General features: G+C 70.5%; 14 protein-coding genes and 1 riboswitch. Of the genes, 4 read left to right on the top strand and 10 right to left on the bottom strand.

Translation table 11 applies throughout. The annotated features are described in order from the left end of the window. Positions 1-31: 31 nt before the first annotated feature. A riboswitch (TPP riboswitch) is annotated at positions 32-140 on the top strand. Further along, entirely contained in the window at positions 131-1906 is a 1776-nt protein-coding gene (gene thiC / locus ACIBM5_RS19395; protein ID WP_396007997.1) for a phosphomethylpyrimidine synthase ThiC, read from the top strand. (Overlaps the previous riboswitch by 10 nt.) 51 nt (positions 1907-1957) lie before the next feature. Here the strand turns inward: thiC and ACIBM5_RS19390 are convergent, their stop codons facing one another. From ACIBM5_RS19390 to ACIBM5_RS19370, 5 genes are all read right to left on the bottom strand, one after another. Continuing rightward, positions 1958-2653: a response regulator gene (locus ACIBM5_RS19390; protein WP_396007996.1), complete on the bottom strand. Its 696-nt coding sequence runs from the start codon at positions 2651-2653 to the stop codon at positions 1958-1960. Beyond that, positions 2650-3690 (bottom strand): sensor histidine kinase, encoded by a 1041-nt coding sequence (locus tag ACIBM5_RS19385; protein WP_396007995.1) that lies wholly within the window; start codon positions 3688-3690, stop codon positions 2650-2652. The genes ACIBM5_RS19390 and ACIBM5_RS19385 overlap by 4 nt, the downstream gene beginning before the upstream one ends. A gap of 83 nt (positions 3691-3773) precedes the next feature. Next, on the bottom strand, positions 3774-4493 hold the full coding sequence (locus tag ACIBM5_RS19380; protein ID WP_396007994.1) for an ABC transporter permease: 720 nt from the start codon (positions 4491-4493) through the stop codon (positions 3774-3776). Beyond that, a complete protein-coding gene (locus ACIBM5_RS19375; protein ID WP_396007993.1) occupies positions 4490-5389 on the bottom strand; it encodes an ABC transporter ATP-binding protein in 900 nt (299 codons plus the stop codon). The genes ACIBM5_RS19380 and ACIBM5_RS19375 overlap by 4 nt, the downstream gene beginning before the upstream one ends. 108 nt (positions 5390-5497) lie before the next feature. Continuing rightward, entirely contained in the window at positions 5498-6778 is a 1281-nt protein-coding gene (locus tag ACIBM5_RS19370; RefSeq protein WP_396007992.1) for a transcriptional regulator, read from the bottom strand. Positions 6779-7173: 395 nt separating this feature from the next. Here ACIBM5_RS19370 and ACIBM5_RS19365 point away from each other — a divergent pair, with 395 nt between their 5' ends. Beyond that, positions 7174-7482: an ATP-binding protein gene (locus ACIBM5_RS19365; protein ID WP_396007991.1), complete on the top strand. Its 309-nt coding sequence runs from the start codon at positions 7174-7176 to the stop codon at positions 7480-7482. A 196-nt stretch (positions 7483-7678) separates the two neighbouring features. Here ACIBM5_RS19365 and ACIBM5_RS19360 read toward each other — a convergent pair whose 3' ends face one another. The 5 genes from ACIBM5_RS19360 to ACIBM5_RS19340 all read right to left on the bottom strand — a co-directional run bounded on the left by ACIBM5_RS19360 (position 7679) and on the right by ACIBM5_RS19340 (position 12677). Continuing rightward, a complete protein-coding gene (locus tag ACIBM5_RS19360) occupies positions 7679-9055 on the bottom strand; it encodes a flotillin family protein (RefSeq protein ID WP_396008157.1) in 1377 nt (458 codons plus the stop codon). A 329-nt stretch (positions 9056-9384) separates the two neighbouring features. Next, a complete protein-coding gene (locus ACIBM5_RS19355) occupies positions 9385-9594 on the bottom strand; it encodes a hypothetical protein (protein WP_391587211.1) in 210 nt (69 codons plus the stop codon). An 89-nt stretch (positions 9595-9683) separates the two neighbouring features. Beyond that, entirely contained in the window at positions 9684-10307 is a 624-nt protein-coding gene (locus tag ACIBM5_RS19350) for a hypothetical protein (protein WP_391587210.1), read from the bottom strand. A 177-nt stretch (positions 10308-10484) separates the two neighbouring features. Beyond that, entirely contained in the window at positions 10485-11414 is a 930-nt protein-coding gene (locus ACIBM5_RS19345) for a metallophosphoesterase family protein (RefSeq protein ID WP_396007990.1), read from the bottom strand. Between the two features lie 243 nt (positions 11415-11657). Next, entirely contained in the window at positions 11658-12677 is a 1020-nt protein-coding gene (locus tag ACIBM5_RS19340) for a LacI family DNA-binding transcriptional regulator (protein ID WP_396007989.1), read from the bottom strand. Positions 12678-12921: 244 nt separating this feature from the next. Here ACIBM5_RS19340 and hisC point away from each other — a divergent pair, with 244 nt between their 5' ends. Both hisC and ACIBM5_RS19330 read left to right on the top strand, forming a co-directional pair. Further along, positions 12922-13989 carry a histidinol-phosphate transaminase gene (hisC, locus tag ACIBM5_RS19335; protein ID WP_396008156.1) on the top strand — a complete coding sequence of 356 codons (1068 nt, stop codon included), beginning with the start codon at positions 12922-12924 and terminating at the stop codon, positions 13987-13989. Between the two features lie 348 nt (positions 13990-14337). Then, positions 14338-15774, top strand: coding sequence for a cytochrome ubiquinol oxidase subunit I (locus ACIBM5_RS19330; RefSeq protein ID WP_391587207.1), 1437 nt, complete (start codon positions 14338-14340; stop codon positions 15772-15774). Positions 15775-15777 lie beyond the last annotated feature (3 nt).

Here is a 15777-nt window from a genome sequence, read left to right as displayed (position 1 = left end):
GCGGTGGTGTGCCAGGGTGGGGGCGCACCACACGGAGATACACGGGAGCTCGGGGCACCGGGCTGAGAGGGCGCTGAGGCCGCGCCGACCGCAGAACCTGACCGGGTAATGCCGGCGTAGGGAGCCTTCCATGACCTCGCACGACACCTCGCTGCCCGCTGCCCCGTCGGCCGATCCGGCCGCCGCGCGGACGGTCACCAGCGGACCGATTTCCCCCGCCCACCACCGCGGCTACGTCGCCGGATCGCGCGAGGACCTGCGCGTTCCGGTCCGCACGGTGCATCTGACCAACGGCGAGACGGTTCGCCTGTACGACACCTCGGGCCCGTACACCGACCCCGCCTTCGAGGTGGACGTGCGGCGCGGCCTGCCCGCGCTGCGCGAGGCCTGGATCGAGGAGCGCGGCGACACCGCCCGCTACGACGGCCGGATCGGCGCACTGACGCCGGCCGGGTTCGCGGTGCCCGGGGCGGGGGCCCGACCCAGGCGGGCGTCCGGATCCGAGGCGGTGACCCAACTCGCCTACGCGCGACGCGGGCTGGTCACCCCGGAGATGGAGTTCGTGGCGATCCGCGAGGGCTTGACGCCCGAGCTGGTGCGGGACGAGATCGCCGCCGGTCGGGCGGTGTTGCCCGCGAACATCAACCACCCCGAGATCGAGCCGATGGTGATCGGCAAGAACTTCCTGGTCAAGGTCAACGCGAACATCGGCAACTCGGCCGTGTCCTCCTCGATCGAGGAGGAGACCGACAAGCTGGTGTGGGCGATCCGCTGGGGCGCGGACACCGTGATGGACCTGTCCACCGGCAAGGACATCCACACCACCCGCGAGTGGATCGTGCGCAATTCGCCGGTCCCGATCGGCACGGTGCCGCTCTACCAGGCACTGGAGAAGGTGAACGGCAAGCCCGAGGAACTCACCTGGGAGCTGTACCGGGACACCGTGATCGAGCAGTGCGAGCAGGGTGTGGACTACATGACGGTGCATGCCGGCGTGCTGCTGCGCTATGTGCCGCTGACCGCCCGGCGCAAGACCGGCATCGTCTCGCGCGGCGGCTCGATCATGGCCGCCTGGTGCCTGGCGCACCATCGGGAGAACTTCCTCTACACGCACTTCGCCGAGCTGACCGAGATCCTGCGCGCGTACGACGTGACCTACTCGCTCGGCGACGGACTGCGTCCGGGCTCGATCGCGGATGCCAACGACGCGGCGCAGTTCGCCGAGTTGGAGACGCTGGGCGAACTGGGCCGGATCTCCCGGTCGATGGACGTGCAGGTGATGATCGAGGGCCCGGGCCATGTGCCGATGCACAAGATCAAGGAGAACGTCGACCTCCAGCAACGCATCTGCGACGAGGCGCCGTTCTACACGCTCGGCCCGCTGACCACGGACGTCGCGCCCGGCTACGACCACATCACGTCGGCGATCGGCGCGGCGATGATCGGCATGTGGGGCACCGCGATGTTGTGCTACGTGACGCCGAAGGAGCACCTGGGCCTGCCCGACCGGGACGACGTCAAGGCGGGCGTGATCGCCTACCGGATCGCGGCCCACGCGGCGGACCTGGCCAAGGGCCACCCGGGCGCCCAGGCGTGGGACGACGCGCTCTCCGATGCCCGCTTCGAATTCCGTTGGCAGGACCAGTTCGACCTGGCGATGGACCCGGACACCGCGCGGGCCTACCACGACGCGACGCTCCCGGCGGAGCCGGCCAAGACGGCCCACTTCTGCTCGATGTGTGGGCCGAAGTTCTGTTCGATGCGCATCTCGCACGACATCCGGGCGGAGCACGGCGACGGGGCGGCTGCCGTGGCGGCGGAGGCGGATGTCGAGGCCGGGATGCGGGCCAAGTCGGCGGAGTTCGCCGCCGCGGGCAACCGGGTCTACCTGCCACTGGCCGACTGAGGTTCGGGTACGGGACGACGTCTCGGGGACCGGGCGGTTCCCGGGACGTCGTCAGGCCGGTCCGGGCGGGTCGCCCGCGCCGGCGACGATGACGCCGTGTTCGTAGGCGAAGACCACCGCCTGGGCTCGGTCGCGCAGGCCCAGTTTGGCGAACATGCTGCCCACGTGGCTCTTCACGGTTGCCTCGGTGACCACCAGGTGGGCGGCGATCTCGCTGTTGGAGAGGCCGCGGGCGACCAGGAACAGGGCCTCGCGTTCGCGCGGGGTCAGGGCCGTCAGGAGCGCCGGCGGCGGCCGGAGCGGTTCGGTACGGGCGGCGAAGTTCTCGATCAGGCGCCGGGTGATCGAGGGCGAGAGCAGCGCCTCGCCGGCGTGCACCACGTGGATCGCCTCCAGCAGGCGGGCCCGCGAGGCGTCCTTGAGCAGGAATCCCGCGGCGCCCGCCCGCAGCGCGCCGAAGACGTATTCGTCCAGGTCGAACGTGGTGAGGATGAGCACGCGCGGGGGCGGCGAGATGCCCTCCGCGTGCACTCGGGCGGTGGCCTCGACGCCGTCCATGCGTGGCATCCGGATGTCCATCAGGATCACGTCCGGACGCAGGCGGGCGGCCAGTTCGACCGCCTCGTCGCCGTCCTCGGCCTCGCCGACGACGACGAGGTCGTCCTGGGTCTGGAGGAACAGGCGCAGGCCGGTGCGGATCAGCTCCTGGTCGTCGGCGATCAGCAGGCGGATGCTCCGGGCGCTCATTTCGGGTCCTCCAGGGGAAGCCGGGCGGTGACCCGGAACCCGCCGTCCGGTCCGGGACGGGCCGCCAACTCGCCGCCGAGGACGCCGATCCGCTCGCGCATGCCGACGATGCCGTGGCCGCCCGAGGTGGGCTCGGGCACCTTTTCGCCGTCGTTGGCGACCGTGATGTGCAGGTGGGTACGGCCGAAGTCCAGGGTCACCGCGACGTGGGTGGGTCGGGCGTGCTTGAGCACGTTGGTCAGTGCCTCCTCGACGATGCGGTACACCGACAACTCCACGCCGCCGGCGAGCGGCCGGGAGGTGCCGGTGACCTCCAGGTGCGCCGGCAGCCCGGCCTCACGGTACGAGGCGACCAGCGAGGGCAGTTGGGCCAGCGAGGGTTGTGGCCGCATCCGTACCCCCTGGTCCGTCTCGCGCAGCAGCAACAACATCCGGCGCAACTCGACCAGGCTCTGCTCGGCGTTGGTCTCGACCCGCTCCAGCGTGTCGTCGGCCACCTCGGGTGTGGTGCGCAGCACGTCGCGGGCGCCGCGTACGCCCACCAGCGTCACGGTGACCGAGTGGGCGATGATGTCGTGCAGTTCGCGGGCGATCGCGGCGCGCTCGCGCTGGGCCACGATGACCGAGAGCTGCTCGTGCTCGCGCTCCAAGTGGGCGGTGCGTTCCTCCAGGGCGGCGGTGTAGCGGCGCCGGGTCTGGGCGTAGCTGCCCAGGGCCCACGCGATGACGGTGACGGGGAACGAGACGATGTCCGCCACCATCAGGAACACCGCCGTCGGCACGAGGGCGGCCACCGACACCCGTCGCTCGCGCAGTTCGGCGACGGTGAACAGGGCCGCCAATGCCGGTGCGCCGCCGGGGTTGCCGCCGGTTGCCGCGAGCAGCGCCTCGACTGCGCAGACGGCCGGCAGCACGGCGAGTGGTGCGTGCCGTCGGGCGAGCAGGAGCGCGCCGGTGCACACGACGAGTACGACGAGGTGCGGCCGAACGGGTGTCGCGTCGTCGAAGGTCAGACCGAGTTCGACGATGGTCGTCACCACCGCGACGATGGCGTCGAACAATGCCGAGCGGCGCGGGTGGATCCACCGGCGCGCCGCTCGGACGGCTCGGTATATCGCGTTCACGCCAGGTCGCGCCGACGTTCGCCGGCGACGGCGGCGATGACGAACACGATCGCCCAGGCGGACAGCACCACCGCGGCGGCACCCGGCGACGACGTCGTGTGATGGGTCGAGCGGGACAGCACGCCGGCGGCTCCGAGCGGGGTGTGGTTCGCTGCGGATTCGGCGACGCCGGCGACCAGCGGAAGCACCGCGAAGTTCACCAGCAGCACCACGACCACCCCCACGACCGGACTGCGTACCATCGCGCCGACGGCGGCACCCATGATCGCAGAGAGCACGAAGGCGGCCAGGTTGCCGGTCGCGACCGAGGTGACCTGGCCGGGGGTGAGGTCGGCTCCCGGATGGTCGCCGAGCAGCGGCACGGCGAGTCCGACCGATACGGCGACCAGGAGTGCGCCGATCAGCAGGCCGGTCAGCGCGTAGGCGCCGATCCTGGCGAGCAGGAGTGTGCCGCGGTCGCGCCGGGCCACCAGCGCGGACGGGGCGGCGGTGCGGTGGCGATACTCGCCGGCCACGCCCACGATTCCCCACAACATCAACAGGACCGGCAGGCCGGACAGGGCCTCCTCCTTCTCGCCCACCTCGTCCAGCCGGCCCGATGCGACGGCGACGATGATGACGTTGAGCACGGTGTAGGCGACTCCGCCGACGACGAACGCGTGGATCGAGCGGGTGGTGAGGGTCTTGAGCAACTCGCCTCGCACCAGGCGGCTCATGCGTTTCGGCCTTCCGTCAGGTCGAGGAACACGTCCTCCAGGGACGCGGTCCGCGAGGTGATCTCCTCCAGCGGGATGTGTTCGCGCAGGGCCAGGCGGGCGACCTCCGCGGCCGGGAGTCCCTCGATCCACAGACCGCCGTCCGCGGCTGCGGGCCGGATCCGCCCGCCGGCGCTTTCGACAAGGGTCGAGAGCCGCTCGGGCTCGGGGGTCCGTACCGACAGGGCGCCCTGTTCGAGATCTCCGATCGGGCCGGTGTGGACCAGTCGGCCCTTGTCGATCACGACGACGTCGTCGACCGTTTGTGCGGCCTCGCCGAGCATGTGGCTGGAGAGCAGGGTGGTACGGCCGCGTGCGGCGCGTTCGCGCAGCAGCGTGCGCAGGTGGCGGATGGCCTGGGGGTCCAGGCCGTTCACCGGTTCGTCCAGGATGAGGATCTCCGGATCGCCCAGCAACGCGCCCGCCAGCCCGAGGCGTTGGCGCATGCCCAGCGAGTACTTGCCGACCCGCCGACCGGCGGCCTGCTCCAGTCCGACGGTCTCCAGCACCTCGTCGACCCGGGCGGCCGGCAGCCCGGCCAGGAGCGCCAACGCCCGGAGATGGGCGCGGCCGGTGCGACCGGGATGGGCCCCACACGGCTCGATGTGCACCCCCAGCACTCGGGCGTCGCAGGGCACCGGGCCGCCCCGGAAGGACACGTGACCGGCGGTGGGCCGGGCCAGCCCGACGATGACCTTCAACACGGTCGTCTTGCCGGCTCCGTTGGGGCCGAGGAACCCGGTCACCACGCCCGCCCGCACGGTGAAGGAGAGCCGATCGACCACGGTCGTCCGCCCGTAACGCTTGGTCAGCTCGTGAACCGCAATCGCTGCGGTGTTCGATGGCGCGGAAGTCATGCCGCAAGCATCGGCGCCGCCGATCTCGCGGTCTTCAACCGAAGGATCAAACCCGACTTGCCACTTGCGGAGGAGCCGGGAGCCGAGAAGCCGATCGAGGCCAGGCCATCAAGTAATCGTGGTCCCGGGTTGCCTCAGGTTTTCGTACGCCGCTCTGAGGCTCGCGGCTTCCGGCAGGCGGCGGCTCTCGACCGCCTTCACGACTTCGAGGGCTCGCCAATGGCTGGAGGGCACGACGCGCTGGGATCCGATTGCCCGTTCAGCCGTCCCACACGCCTCGTCGAGGTGGTCGCGGGCGAGCAGGATCAGGGCCAGATCGAGATGTGCCACGGCCGCTCGGCGGGTCAATCTCGCGCCGGGAGCGGGGGCGAGCCGAGCGATCACCTCTCGGGCGTAGTCCTCGGCGGCCGGATCCCCCAACCAGGAGAGTGTGGTCGCGGTATACGACGTCGATTTGTCGGGGTCGTAGTGGTAGTGATGCTCCGGGCGGTTCGTCGCAGGCAGGCGCGATACGTAGCGGTGCACTCGCGCTATCGAGTCGTAGGTTTCCCGCGACCGGCCCAGTCGGGCATATGCCCTTCCCTCTTGGGCGGTTGCCTGGATGGCCACCGAACTCCCTTTTGGAGCAAGCCGTCGAGCCGCACCGGAAAGTGCCAGCGATCGCGCGTAGTCCCCCTGCACGAGGGATCTCCACGCGTCGGTCTCATGGCACCACGCCTCGAGTTCGGGCCGGTCGGCTTGTTTCGCCAGACCCACCGCAGTTCTCAGGCCGGCCGTCGCCGCACCCTGTCGACCGAGATCGATCTGCAGCGTCGCCCCCATCAGGGCGAGTCGCCCTCCGACGGTCACGAACCGCCGATGCTCGGCCAGTGTCTTCCGGGCGTCGAAGAGTTGCGTCGTGTAGGACAGAAAGCGACGCGTCCGGGCGAGGAGGTCGCGCGGGGGGACCTTGGAGTAGTCGACGGCCAAGGTGTCGAAGGCGTTTTCCAAACGGATCAGGGTCTCGTTTCCTACATCGCTCGCCGCAGCACGTCGGCCCAACTCCAGGGAATCCATTTCGTCGTCGATCGACGGGATTTCCACCGAGTGGGCAGCCGAAACGGGCGTCGGCGTTTCACCGTGCACGGCATCGCAGCGCGATTCCCACTCCCGTGGCGCGATGCCGACCATGAGTCCCGGCACACGCAGGGCGTCGGAGATCCGACGGACCTTCTCGACGGTGGTGATACGCCCTTCGCCTCGGGCGAGTGTGCCGACTCGGTCGGGCTTGATGTCGCAGGCGTCGGCGATCTTTTGGTAGCTGATCCCGCCGTACTTGCGGGCCAGCCGGAAGACGGTGCCGAAGTCGTGATCACGCAGGGCTTGGCGCACGTCGTCGCGGTCGAGCACCCGGCGCGGTAGCGCGGCCGGTGATACGTCACGTGTCACGACCGGCTACCCCCTGGTCCATGCCTCGTCACACTATGTCGCGAGTCTACCCATCGCAGGTACGCCTTCATGGGCTGATGACGGACATCTCGGCCGGCCATGCTCGGTGTATGGCTGGAACACAAACAGGACGAACGGGTCGACGGCACGTGGTCAGGCGGGTGGCGCCGGCGAAGGAAGAGCGAGACGTCGTTTCGGAGGCGTGGTCGAAGGCGGATGGGCGGGTGAGTCCGGGGGAGCGGTGGTTGGGGGCCGTGCTCCGGGGGCCGGGGTGGGAGCCGGTGTGGGTTCGGCAGCGGGCGTGGGAGTCGCATCCGGCGGCCGTGCGGGAAGTGCGGGCGCTGACGTGGGCCGCCATGGCGGATCGGAACCTGCTCGAACTGACCGACGAGGCGATGTTGTGCGCGTCGGAGTTGGCGACCAATGCCGTCGTGCACGCGATGATGCCTGATCGGCATGTGGACTGGTGGTGGCGGACGTTCACGGTGCGGCTGTCGTTTTGGCCCAAGCGGGCGATGGCCATCGAGGTGCGGGATGCCGACCCCCGTCTGCCGGTGGTGCCGGGGCCGGGGGTGTTGCGACCCTCGCCGGCCGAACCGGAGCGGATCGGGGGCTCGTTGCGGGGCTTGCGGATGGTCGAGGCGGTGTCGGACCTCGTTGCGTGAGGGCCGGTCGCCACGGGCGGCAAGACCGTCTGGTGCCGCTTCGACCTGGTACCTCGTGGATTGGCAAGGCCGTTCACGATGACCGGAAACCGATAGCCGAAGGTCCGATGAAGCCGCAACCCCCGGCTGGCCCCGACAACCTCGGCCGCAGCCGGCCCCCATGTCCCCGGGGCCGGCTGCGGAAGATGCGGCGCGGTCAGTTCTCCGCGTCCTTGGCGAGGCGAAGCTCCGGTTCCGGGGTCGGGTCGACCTCGACTTCGATGCGGACGGACTCCTTGGGTGCGATGTCGGCCGCGGGCTTGGCGCCGTTGGTGTTGGCGTTGCCGCCTGCCAGGAGTTGGCGGGCGATGCCCAACCCCGTGCCGCCCATGGTCAGGGCCTTGGCGAACAGGTCGCCCATGCCGTCGCCGCCGTTGAGCAGGACCATGTGGTCCACGTTGCCGAAGGCCTCGGCGCCGGCCCGGACGATCTCCGGCCAGTTCTCGGCGAGTTGCTGGGCGACGACCGCCTCCTGGTTCTCCGCCAGGGCCGCCGCCCGGGCGGCGATCGCGGCCGCCTCGGCGAGGCCCTTGGCCTTGGCCGCCTCGGCCTGGGCCTTGCCGGTCGCCAGGGTGGCCTCGGCCGCGGCCAGCCCGCGCACCTTGGTCGCCTCCGCGTCGGCGATCGCGGCCAGTTCGGTCTCCCGGGCGCTCGCCTCGGCCGCCGAGATCCGCGCGTCGCGCTCGGCCTGGGCCCGGGTCCGGGTCTCGTACGCCTGCGCGTCGGCCGGCTTGCGCACGTCCGCCTGGAGCTGCTGCTCGCGCCGCATGGCCTCCAACTCGGCCACCCGGGTCTCCTGGACCACCACCTCCTGCTTGGCGGCGGCATCCGCCAGCGGGCCCGCCTGGCGCGAGCGCGCGGTGGCCTCGTCCCGCTCGGCCTGGTAGCCGGCCTGCTGGATCTCGCTGTCCCGGGTCGCCTGGGCCATCCGCGCCTTGGCGTCCTGCTCGGCCTCGGTGGCCTTGCGGGTGGCCAGTGCCTCGGCGATCCGCGCGTCCCGGATCACCGCCGCGGTGTGCGGTGCGGCCATGTTCTTGATGTAGCCGGTCGGGTCCTCGATCTCCTGGATCTGCAGGCTGTCCACGATCAGCCCGAGCTTCTCCATGTCAGATCCGGACGCGGCGCGGACGTGCGCGGTCAGCTTCTCCCGGTCGCGGATCATGTCCTCGACGGTCAACCCGCCGACGATCGAGCGCAGATGACCGGCCAGCACCTTGCGGACCCGGGACTCCATCTGCTTCTGCTGGTCCAGGAAGCGGCGGGCCGCGTTGGCGATCGAGACGTAGTCGTCGCCGATCTTGAAGATCACCACGCTCTGCACCCGCAGCGGAATGCCCTGGGTCGTGACGCATTCGACCGAGAGTTCCGCTTCGTTCAGATCGAGCGAGAGCTTGCGTACCGCCTGCACGAACGGCAACACGAGCGTGCCGCGTCCGGTGACGATGCGAAATCCCATGCCCTCGCCCAAGCCCTCGGTGTGGTGCCGGGAGCCGGAGATGACGAGTGCCTCGTTGGGCTCGGCGACGCGCCACATGAGTTTGAAGACCACGATCAGGATCACGAGCAGACCGAGCACGGCGAGCACGGTGTAGAGCACGGAGCATTCCCCCTTTGGCCTGTTCCGGAGTGTCCTCGCCACCGGTGTGGACGCCAAGAGGGAGCTCCCCAGGGGTGGTTGCCCCCGCGCGCCGGGCCCGCATCCGGGCCTGCACCCGGGCCCCGCGCAGACCCGACCACACCCGCCCGCGCGGCCCCGAACCCGCACGCGCGCCGACCCGCCCGTCCGCACGCGCCGGCCGGCCCACGCCCGCCTCCGCCCCCGCGCCGTCGCGGCCCGGCCCGCCCCCGCCGCCCCGCTCGACCTCAGCCGAAAGCCGCCGCCACGTACACCGTGCGCGGCGGCAGGTACTCCACGATCACCACCAACGTCCCCACCGCATGCTCCTCGCCGGGCAATGCCGAGTACGCGAGGAACGCCTCCACCCCACCGCGCACCTCGATCATGACCTCGCCCACCAGCCCGGGTCCGATTCCCCCGGTGACCTTCCCGCGTTTGCCGACCATGCCACCCATGCCGCCCATTGTGTGGCCCAGCCGGATCCCGCCGGCGTGATCCGGCCCTCCCACCCCGAGCGGAGGGGAGAGCCGGCGCCGATCGTCGGTCAGCCGAGGAGGGTGGTGCCCTCGTCGGATGCCTCACGCAGGCGCGAGCGCATGAACGGCAGGATGCCCCGGTGCAGGATCGCCCGGCGCCATTCCTCGCGCGCCAGGTACACCTCGACCTCGCCGGTCGGCCGGGCCCGATTGCGCGCGGCCACCGCCAGCATCGCCAGTCCCCCGATGGCCGCCGCCCCGAGCGAGATGCCCACGGCCGCGAGTGAGGCGAGTTGCATCGTGTGCTGCATGGTCGAGTCGTCCATCGTGAGCGGCAACAACACGTAGCCCACGATCAGGAAGACGACCGCCGAGATACCGGCCACGATCACCGCCATCGCGGTGGCGAGCGCGAACCAGCCGAAGCTCTCGCCAGCCTCGATCATCGATGCGCCGAAGTCCTGACGGATCCCCGACTCGAAACGCTGCTCTGTACGTTCGTAGCGGTCGTACTCGTCGCGTGCCGCGTCCGCGATCGACGGGGTCGCGTCCAACGTGGCCGTCCGCAGCTGCTCGACGTTCAGGTTGGGTACCGCCGCAAGACCGGAGAGGGTCTCCTCCAGGTGCAGTGCGTCATCGACGAACTGCTCGTACTGACGGCGGTGCTCGTCACTTCCAAACCAGTGTTGCATCGGATCCCCCGAATGAGGCCGCGCGGGCGTTTCCCGCGTCCGCCGGGCCCGTCAGGGGACCCGTGCAAGCTGTCGGTGGATCAACGACCCGCAAAAGCACCTGACGGTGTCGAGGCGGATACCAATGATGATAAGGTGCTTCCCCGGCTTTTGGGCAGGGAGTTCCCTCCGCTGCGGCTACGACTGCGGCTCTCCGCCGAGGTCCCCCAGGTCGTACACCCGACCCTGCGTCTCCTCCAACGCGCTCGGCAGCGCGCCCGGTTGGGCGCCGGTCAGCGGCAGGCGCGCGACCAGGCACGGGCCGCCCAGGTAGATTCCGCCGTCCAGGTTGACCACCTGTCCGTCCGCGTACACGCGCGGCTCGACGATCGTCGAGGGGTCCTCGCCCGTCTGGTACGGGATGGGGGTGTGACCGTGCACGATCCGTCGGCCGCCCAACTCGCTGAGCAGGTCGGCCGCCGCGTACGGGCCCACCTCGCCCATGAAGGCGCCGCGTCGGGTCAGGTTGCGGAACAGGTCCCACCACGCGAGCGGGTCCGGCTCGCGCAGTATGTCCGCGACCGCGCCGTCCACCTCCTCGATGGTGTCGCCGTATTCGAGGTAGGCGTTGCTGTCGGAGTGGATCAGCAGGTGTCCGTCGACCACGGCCGCGACCGGCTGTGCGGCCAGCCAGTCGGCCTGTTCGTCGGTGAAGCGGTCCAGGTCGGACTGCATGCCGCCGTTGCGCAGCCAGATCTCGCGGAAGGTGGTCGACCCACCGGCCACCGGCACCGGATGGTCGCCGAAGCGGAACACACCCAGCAGCAGGATCTCGTGGTTGCCGAGCAACATCCGGGTGCTGCCGCCGGCCTCGGCCGACTCGCGGGCCAGCGCCATCGCCAGTTCGACCACGCCGATGCCGTCCGGACCACGATCGGTGAAGTCGCCCAGGAACCACAGCCGGGCCCGGCCGCCGCACCAGTGCGCGTCGGCGTCGATCAGATCCCGGGCGCGCAGGGCGGCCTTGAGCTCCTCCAGATGACCGTGGACGTCGCCGACCACGTACAGCGGGGCGTCCTGCTCCGCTGCGGCGCCCATCGGGGCCGGTGTAGCCGAGACGTTGCTCACCAGAAGGGTCCTTTCTTCACGATCCGCACCACCGTACGGCGGCGATGCCGACACCCGTTGTGAACCAAGACGCACAACAGCCGGGTTCGGCTGCGGCTCACCCGGTCCGATTCGGATGATTCCTGGACCGTATCTCTCGTGCGGGCACGGCGGAACGGACCACGCTCAATTGTGCGTGCCGCCGTGCCGGTCGCGCCCGGCGACCCCGACCGCGGCCGGCCGGGCCGGGCGGGCGCACGCGGGTCAGCGTCGGGTGGAGGAGTCGCGCACCGACAACCGGGTGGGCACGGTGCGCTGGGCGGGCAGCAGCGACCCCGCCCCGGCGTCCTCGATCACGCCCACCAGCAGCTCCACCGCCCACGCGCCGGCCAGTGCCGGTTGCAGGCTCAGCGAGGTCACCGACGGGTCGGCCCCTTCGCCGCAGCAGGCCAGGAGCAGGTCGTCGGGCACCCGCAGCTCGCGGGCCCGGGCCGCGGCGAGCAATTCCGCCGCACAACCCTCGTGCAGTCCGAAGACCGCGTCCGGCGCCCGATCCAGCAGCCGGGTCGCGGCGGCCCGACCGGCGCCGGGGCAGCGCGCCTCGTACTCCTCGGTGATCGGCGCCACACCCCGGTCCGCGCACCAGGCGCGGTAGCCCGCGAGGCCCTTGCCCGCGCCCGGCCCGTCGGAGGCGGCGAGCAGTGCGATCCGGCCGGCGCCGGCCTCGGCGAGGTGGTCGAGCACGGAACGCACCGCGGCCACATGGTCGTTGTCCACCCAGCCGTAGACCGGGGTCGAGCCGGGATGGCCGCCGCTGACCACCGGCACGCCCCGGCGCAGCAGCTCGTGCACGAGCGGATCGTCGTCCACCGGGTCGACCACGATCGTGCCGTCGAGCGCCACGTTGCCCCACACGTCGTGCGGCGAGGAGGCAGGCAACACCACCAGCGCGTAGCCCCGGTCCAGGGCGGTGGCGGTGGCCGAGCGGACCAGCTCGGCGAACCAGGCGAACTCGGTGAGGGCGAACGGCTCGGTCGAGCGCATGGTCGTGGTCAGCCCGAGCAGCCCGGACCGGCCGGTGCGCAGCGTGCGGGCCGCGGCCGAGGGGCGGTAGCCCAGCCGGTCGGCGACCTCGCGCACGTGCAGCCGGGTCGTGTCGGGCAGCCGACCCTTGCCGTTGAGCGCGTCGGAGACGGTCGTGATCGACACCCCGGCGGCCGCTGCGACGTCCCGGATGCCCACCCGGATCCGCCGCCCCACACGCGGTACATCTGGCGCTGTCATCGTCCCGACAGTAGGCCGAATGCGCCGCCCTGGCCCGGTTCATGTCATTGCTTTACGAAGAAACGTATCCCCCCATACCTGCCCCTGAACGTTCGGCGGAGGCCGTGATCCGCCCGCCCGTCCACTCCCGAGCGGACGGACCATAGAGTTGAGACGACCGGGACGTGCGCCCAGGCACCCCGACCAGTATGCGAGGAGGACGGGCGTGACCCAGCACAACGCCCCAGGCACGGACGACAGCGGCATTCCGAGGTTCCGGGCGGTCCTGGCCGAGGTGCCCGTCTACAAGGCGGGCCGACCGCCGGTGGCGGCGGAGGGCGTACCGGCGTACAAGCTCTCCTCCAACGAGAACCCGTACCCGCCGCTGCCCAGCGTGCACAAGGTGGTGGCGGACGCCGTCGGCGAGATGAACCGCTACCCGGACCCGGCGAACACGGAGTTGGCGCAGACACTCGCCGAGCGGTTCGGGGTGCCCGCGTCGCACATCGTGGCGGGCACCGGTTCGGTGACCGTCGCGCAGCAGCTGGTGAACGCGACGGCCGGCGAGGGCGACGAGGTCGTGTTCGCGTGGCGCTCGTTCGAGGCGTACCCGCTCCTGGTGCTGCTCGCGGGCGCGACGCCGGTGCAGATTCCGCTGCTCGCCGACGAGAGCCACGACCTGGACGCGATGGCCGCCGCCGTCACCGAGCGCACCCGGCTGATCTTCGTGTGCAACCCGAACAACCCGACCGGCGCGGTGATCCACCGTGCCGAGCTGGAACGTTTCCTGGACCGGGTGCCGCGCAACGTGCTGGTCGTGCTGGACGAGGCCTACCGCGAGTTCATCCGGGACGAGCAGGTTCCGGACGGCGTGGACATCTACCGCGACCGGCCCAACGTGGTGGTGCTGCGCACCTTCTCGAAGGCGTACGGTCTGGCCGGCCTGCGGGTGGGCTTCGCGATCGCGCACGAGCCGGTCGCGGACGAGCTGCGCAAGACCGGGATGCCGTTCTCGGTGAACCGGCTGGCCCAGGTGGCGGCGATCGCCTCGATCGGCGCCGAGGGCGAACTTCTGGAGCGCGTCGACGCGTTGGTCGCCGAGCGGGAGCGGGTGCTGGAGACGCTGATCGGCCAGGGCTGGACGGTCTTCGACTCGCAGGCCAACTTCGTCTGGTTGCGGCTGGGGGAGCGCACGAACGAGTTCGCCGCGATGTGCGAGGCGGCCGGGGTCACCGTACGGCCGTTCGCGGGCGAGGGCTGCCGGATCACCATCGGCGAGACCGAGGCCAACACGATCTTCCTGGAGACCGCCGCGCGGTTCATGAACGCGTAGGCGGCGCCGCCCGGCGGGCACGTGCGGTCGGCGACTGCGCCCGCACGGCCGCGTGGTCCGAGTCGCCCGTCGTCGTTTGGGTCCGTTCGGACCACTTCGAGCCCTCTCGGGTACCCCCCTCAAGGGGTGTCCGGGAGGGCTCGCTAGTGTTTGTGAACGGATGCACAAGCTCGACTTTGTGAACCCATTCACAAAGTCGAGCCCGGTGAAGCCGAACATCCCTCCCGGTTCCTCCGGGTTTGCCCGGCGGAGTGTCGGGCGGGGTGCGCGGGAGCGCCGTGTGCATCGTGAACCAAACGTGCGCTCGCGTGCGAGACGTGTCCGGCGATCAGGAGGAATGAGGGGCCCATGGACCTCGCCGTCGAAACACTCGACGTAGCCCGGTGGCAGTTCGGCATCACGACCGTCTACCACTTCCTCTTCGTCCCGCTCACGATGGGTTTGTCCATCCTGGTCGCGTGTCTGCAGACCGCGTGGGTGCGCACCGGCAAGGAGCACTACCTCCGGGCCACCAAGTTCTGGGGCAAGCTCTTCCTGATCAACTTCGCGCTCGGCCTGGTCACCGGCATCGTGCAGGAGTTCCAGTTCGGGATGAACTGGTCCGACTACTCGCGCTTCGTCGGCGACATCTTCGGCGCCCCGCTCGCCATCGAGGCCCTGGTCGCCTTCTTCCTGGAGTCGACGTTCCTGGGCCTGTGGATCTTCGGCTGGGAGCGGCTGCCGAAGAGGATCCACCTGGCCACGATCTGGGCCGCGGCGATCGGCACGATCCTGTCGGCCTACTTCATCCTGGCCGCGAACTCGTGGATGCAGCACCCGGTCGGATACCGGATCAACCCGGAGACCGGCCGCGCCGAGCTGACTGACTTCATGGCGGTGCTCACCAACAACACCGCGATCGCCGCCTTCCTGCACATCCTCCCGGCCGCCTTCCTGGTCGCCGGCGGGTTCCTGATCGGGATCAGCTGCTGGCACCTGCGCAAGCGCAACGAGGTCGCGGTGTTCCGCCCGTCGCTGCGGCTGGGCCTGTGGGTCTCGGTGCTGGCGGGTGTGGGCCTGGCGCTCACCGGTGACATGCAGGGCAAGCTGATGTACGAACAGCAGCCGATGAAGATGGCCTCGGCCGAGGCCCTGTGGGAGACCTCGAAGCCGGCGCCGTTCTCGATCTTCTCCTACGGCGACGTCAACAAGGGTCACAACAAGGTCGCCATCGAGGTCCCCGGCGCGCTGTCCTTCCTGGCCAAGAACGATCTCGACGCCGAGTTGCCCGGGATCAACGACCTCCAGGAACAGTCGGTGGTCAAGTTCGGTCCCGGCGACTACCGGCCCAACATCTTCGTCACCTACTGGTCGTTCCGGCTGATGATCGGCGTCGGCATGGTCACCGCGGGCATCGGCCTGGTCGGCCTGTGGCTGACCCGGCGCAAGCGCGAGCTGCCGACCAACCCGTGGGTGTACCGGATCGGCCTGTGGACCATCGCGTTCCCGTTCGCGGCCAACTCGTTCGGCTGGATCTTCACCGAGATGGGCCGCCAGCCGTGGCTGGTGTTCGGCGTGCTCAAGACCGAGGCCGGGGTGTCGCCGAGTGTGTCCACCGGTGAGGTGCTGACCTCGCTGATCGTGTTCACGCTGCTGTACGGCGCGCTCGCGGTGGTCGAACTGGGCCTGATCCGGCGCTACGTCAAGGCCGGTCCCGAGCCGATCAAGGTGCCCGTGAGCAAGGACCCCGACGATCCGTCGGACGAGGGCGAGGACGCCGACCGTCCGCTCGCCTTCGCGTACTGAGGG

It is taken from the genome of Embleya sp. NPDC050493, from assembly GCF_044458105.1.
In the GTDB taxonomy this organism is placed as follows: Bacteria; Actinomycetota; Actinomycetes; order Streptomycetales; family Streptomycetaceae; genus Embleya.
Note: the sequence above shows the minus strand (reverse complement) of the source record. Positions and strands in the feature narration are given on the sequence as shown.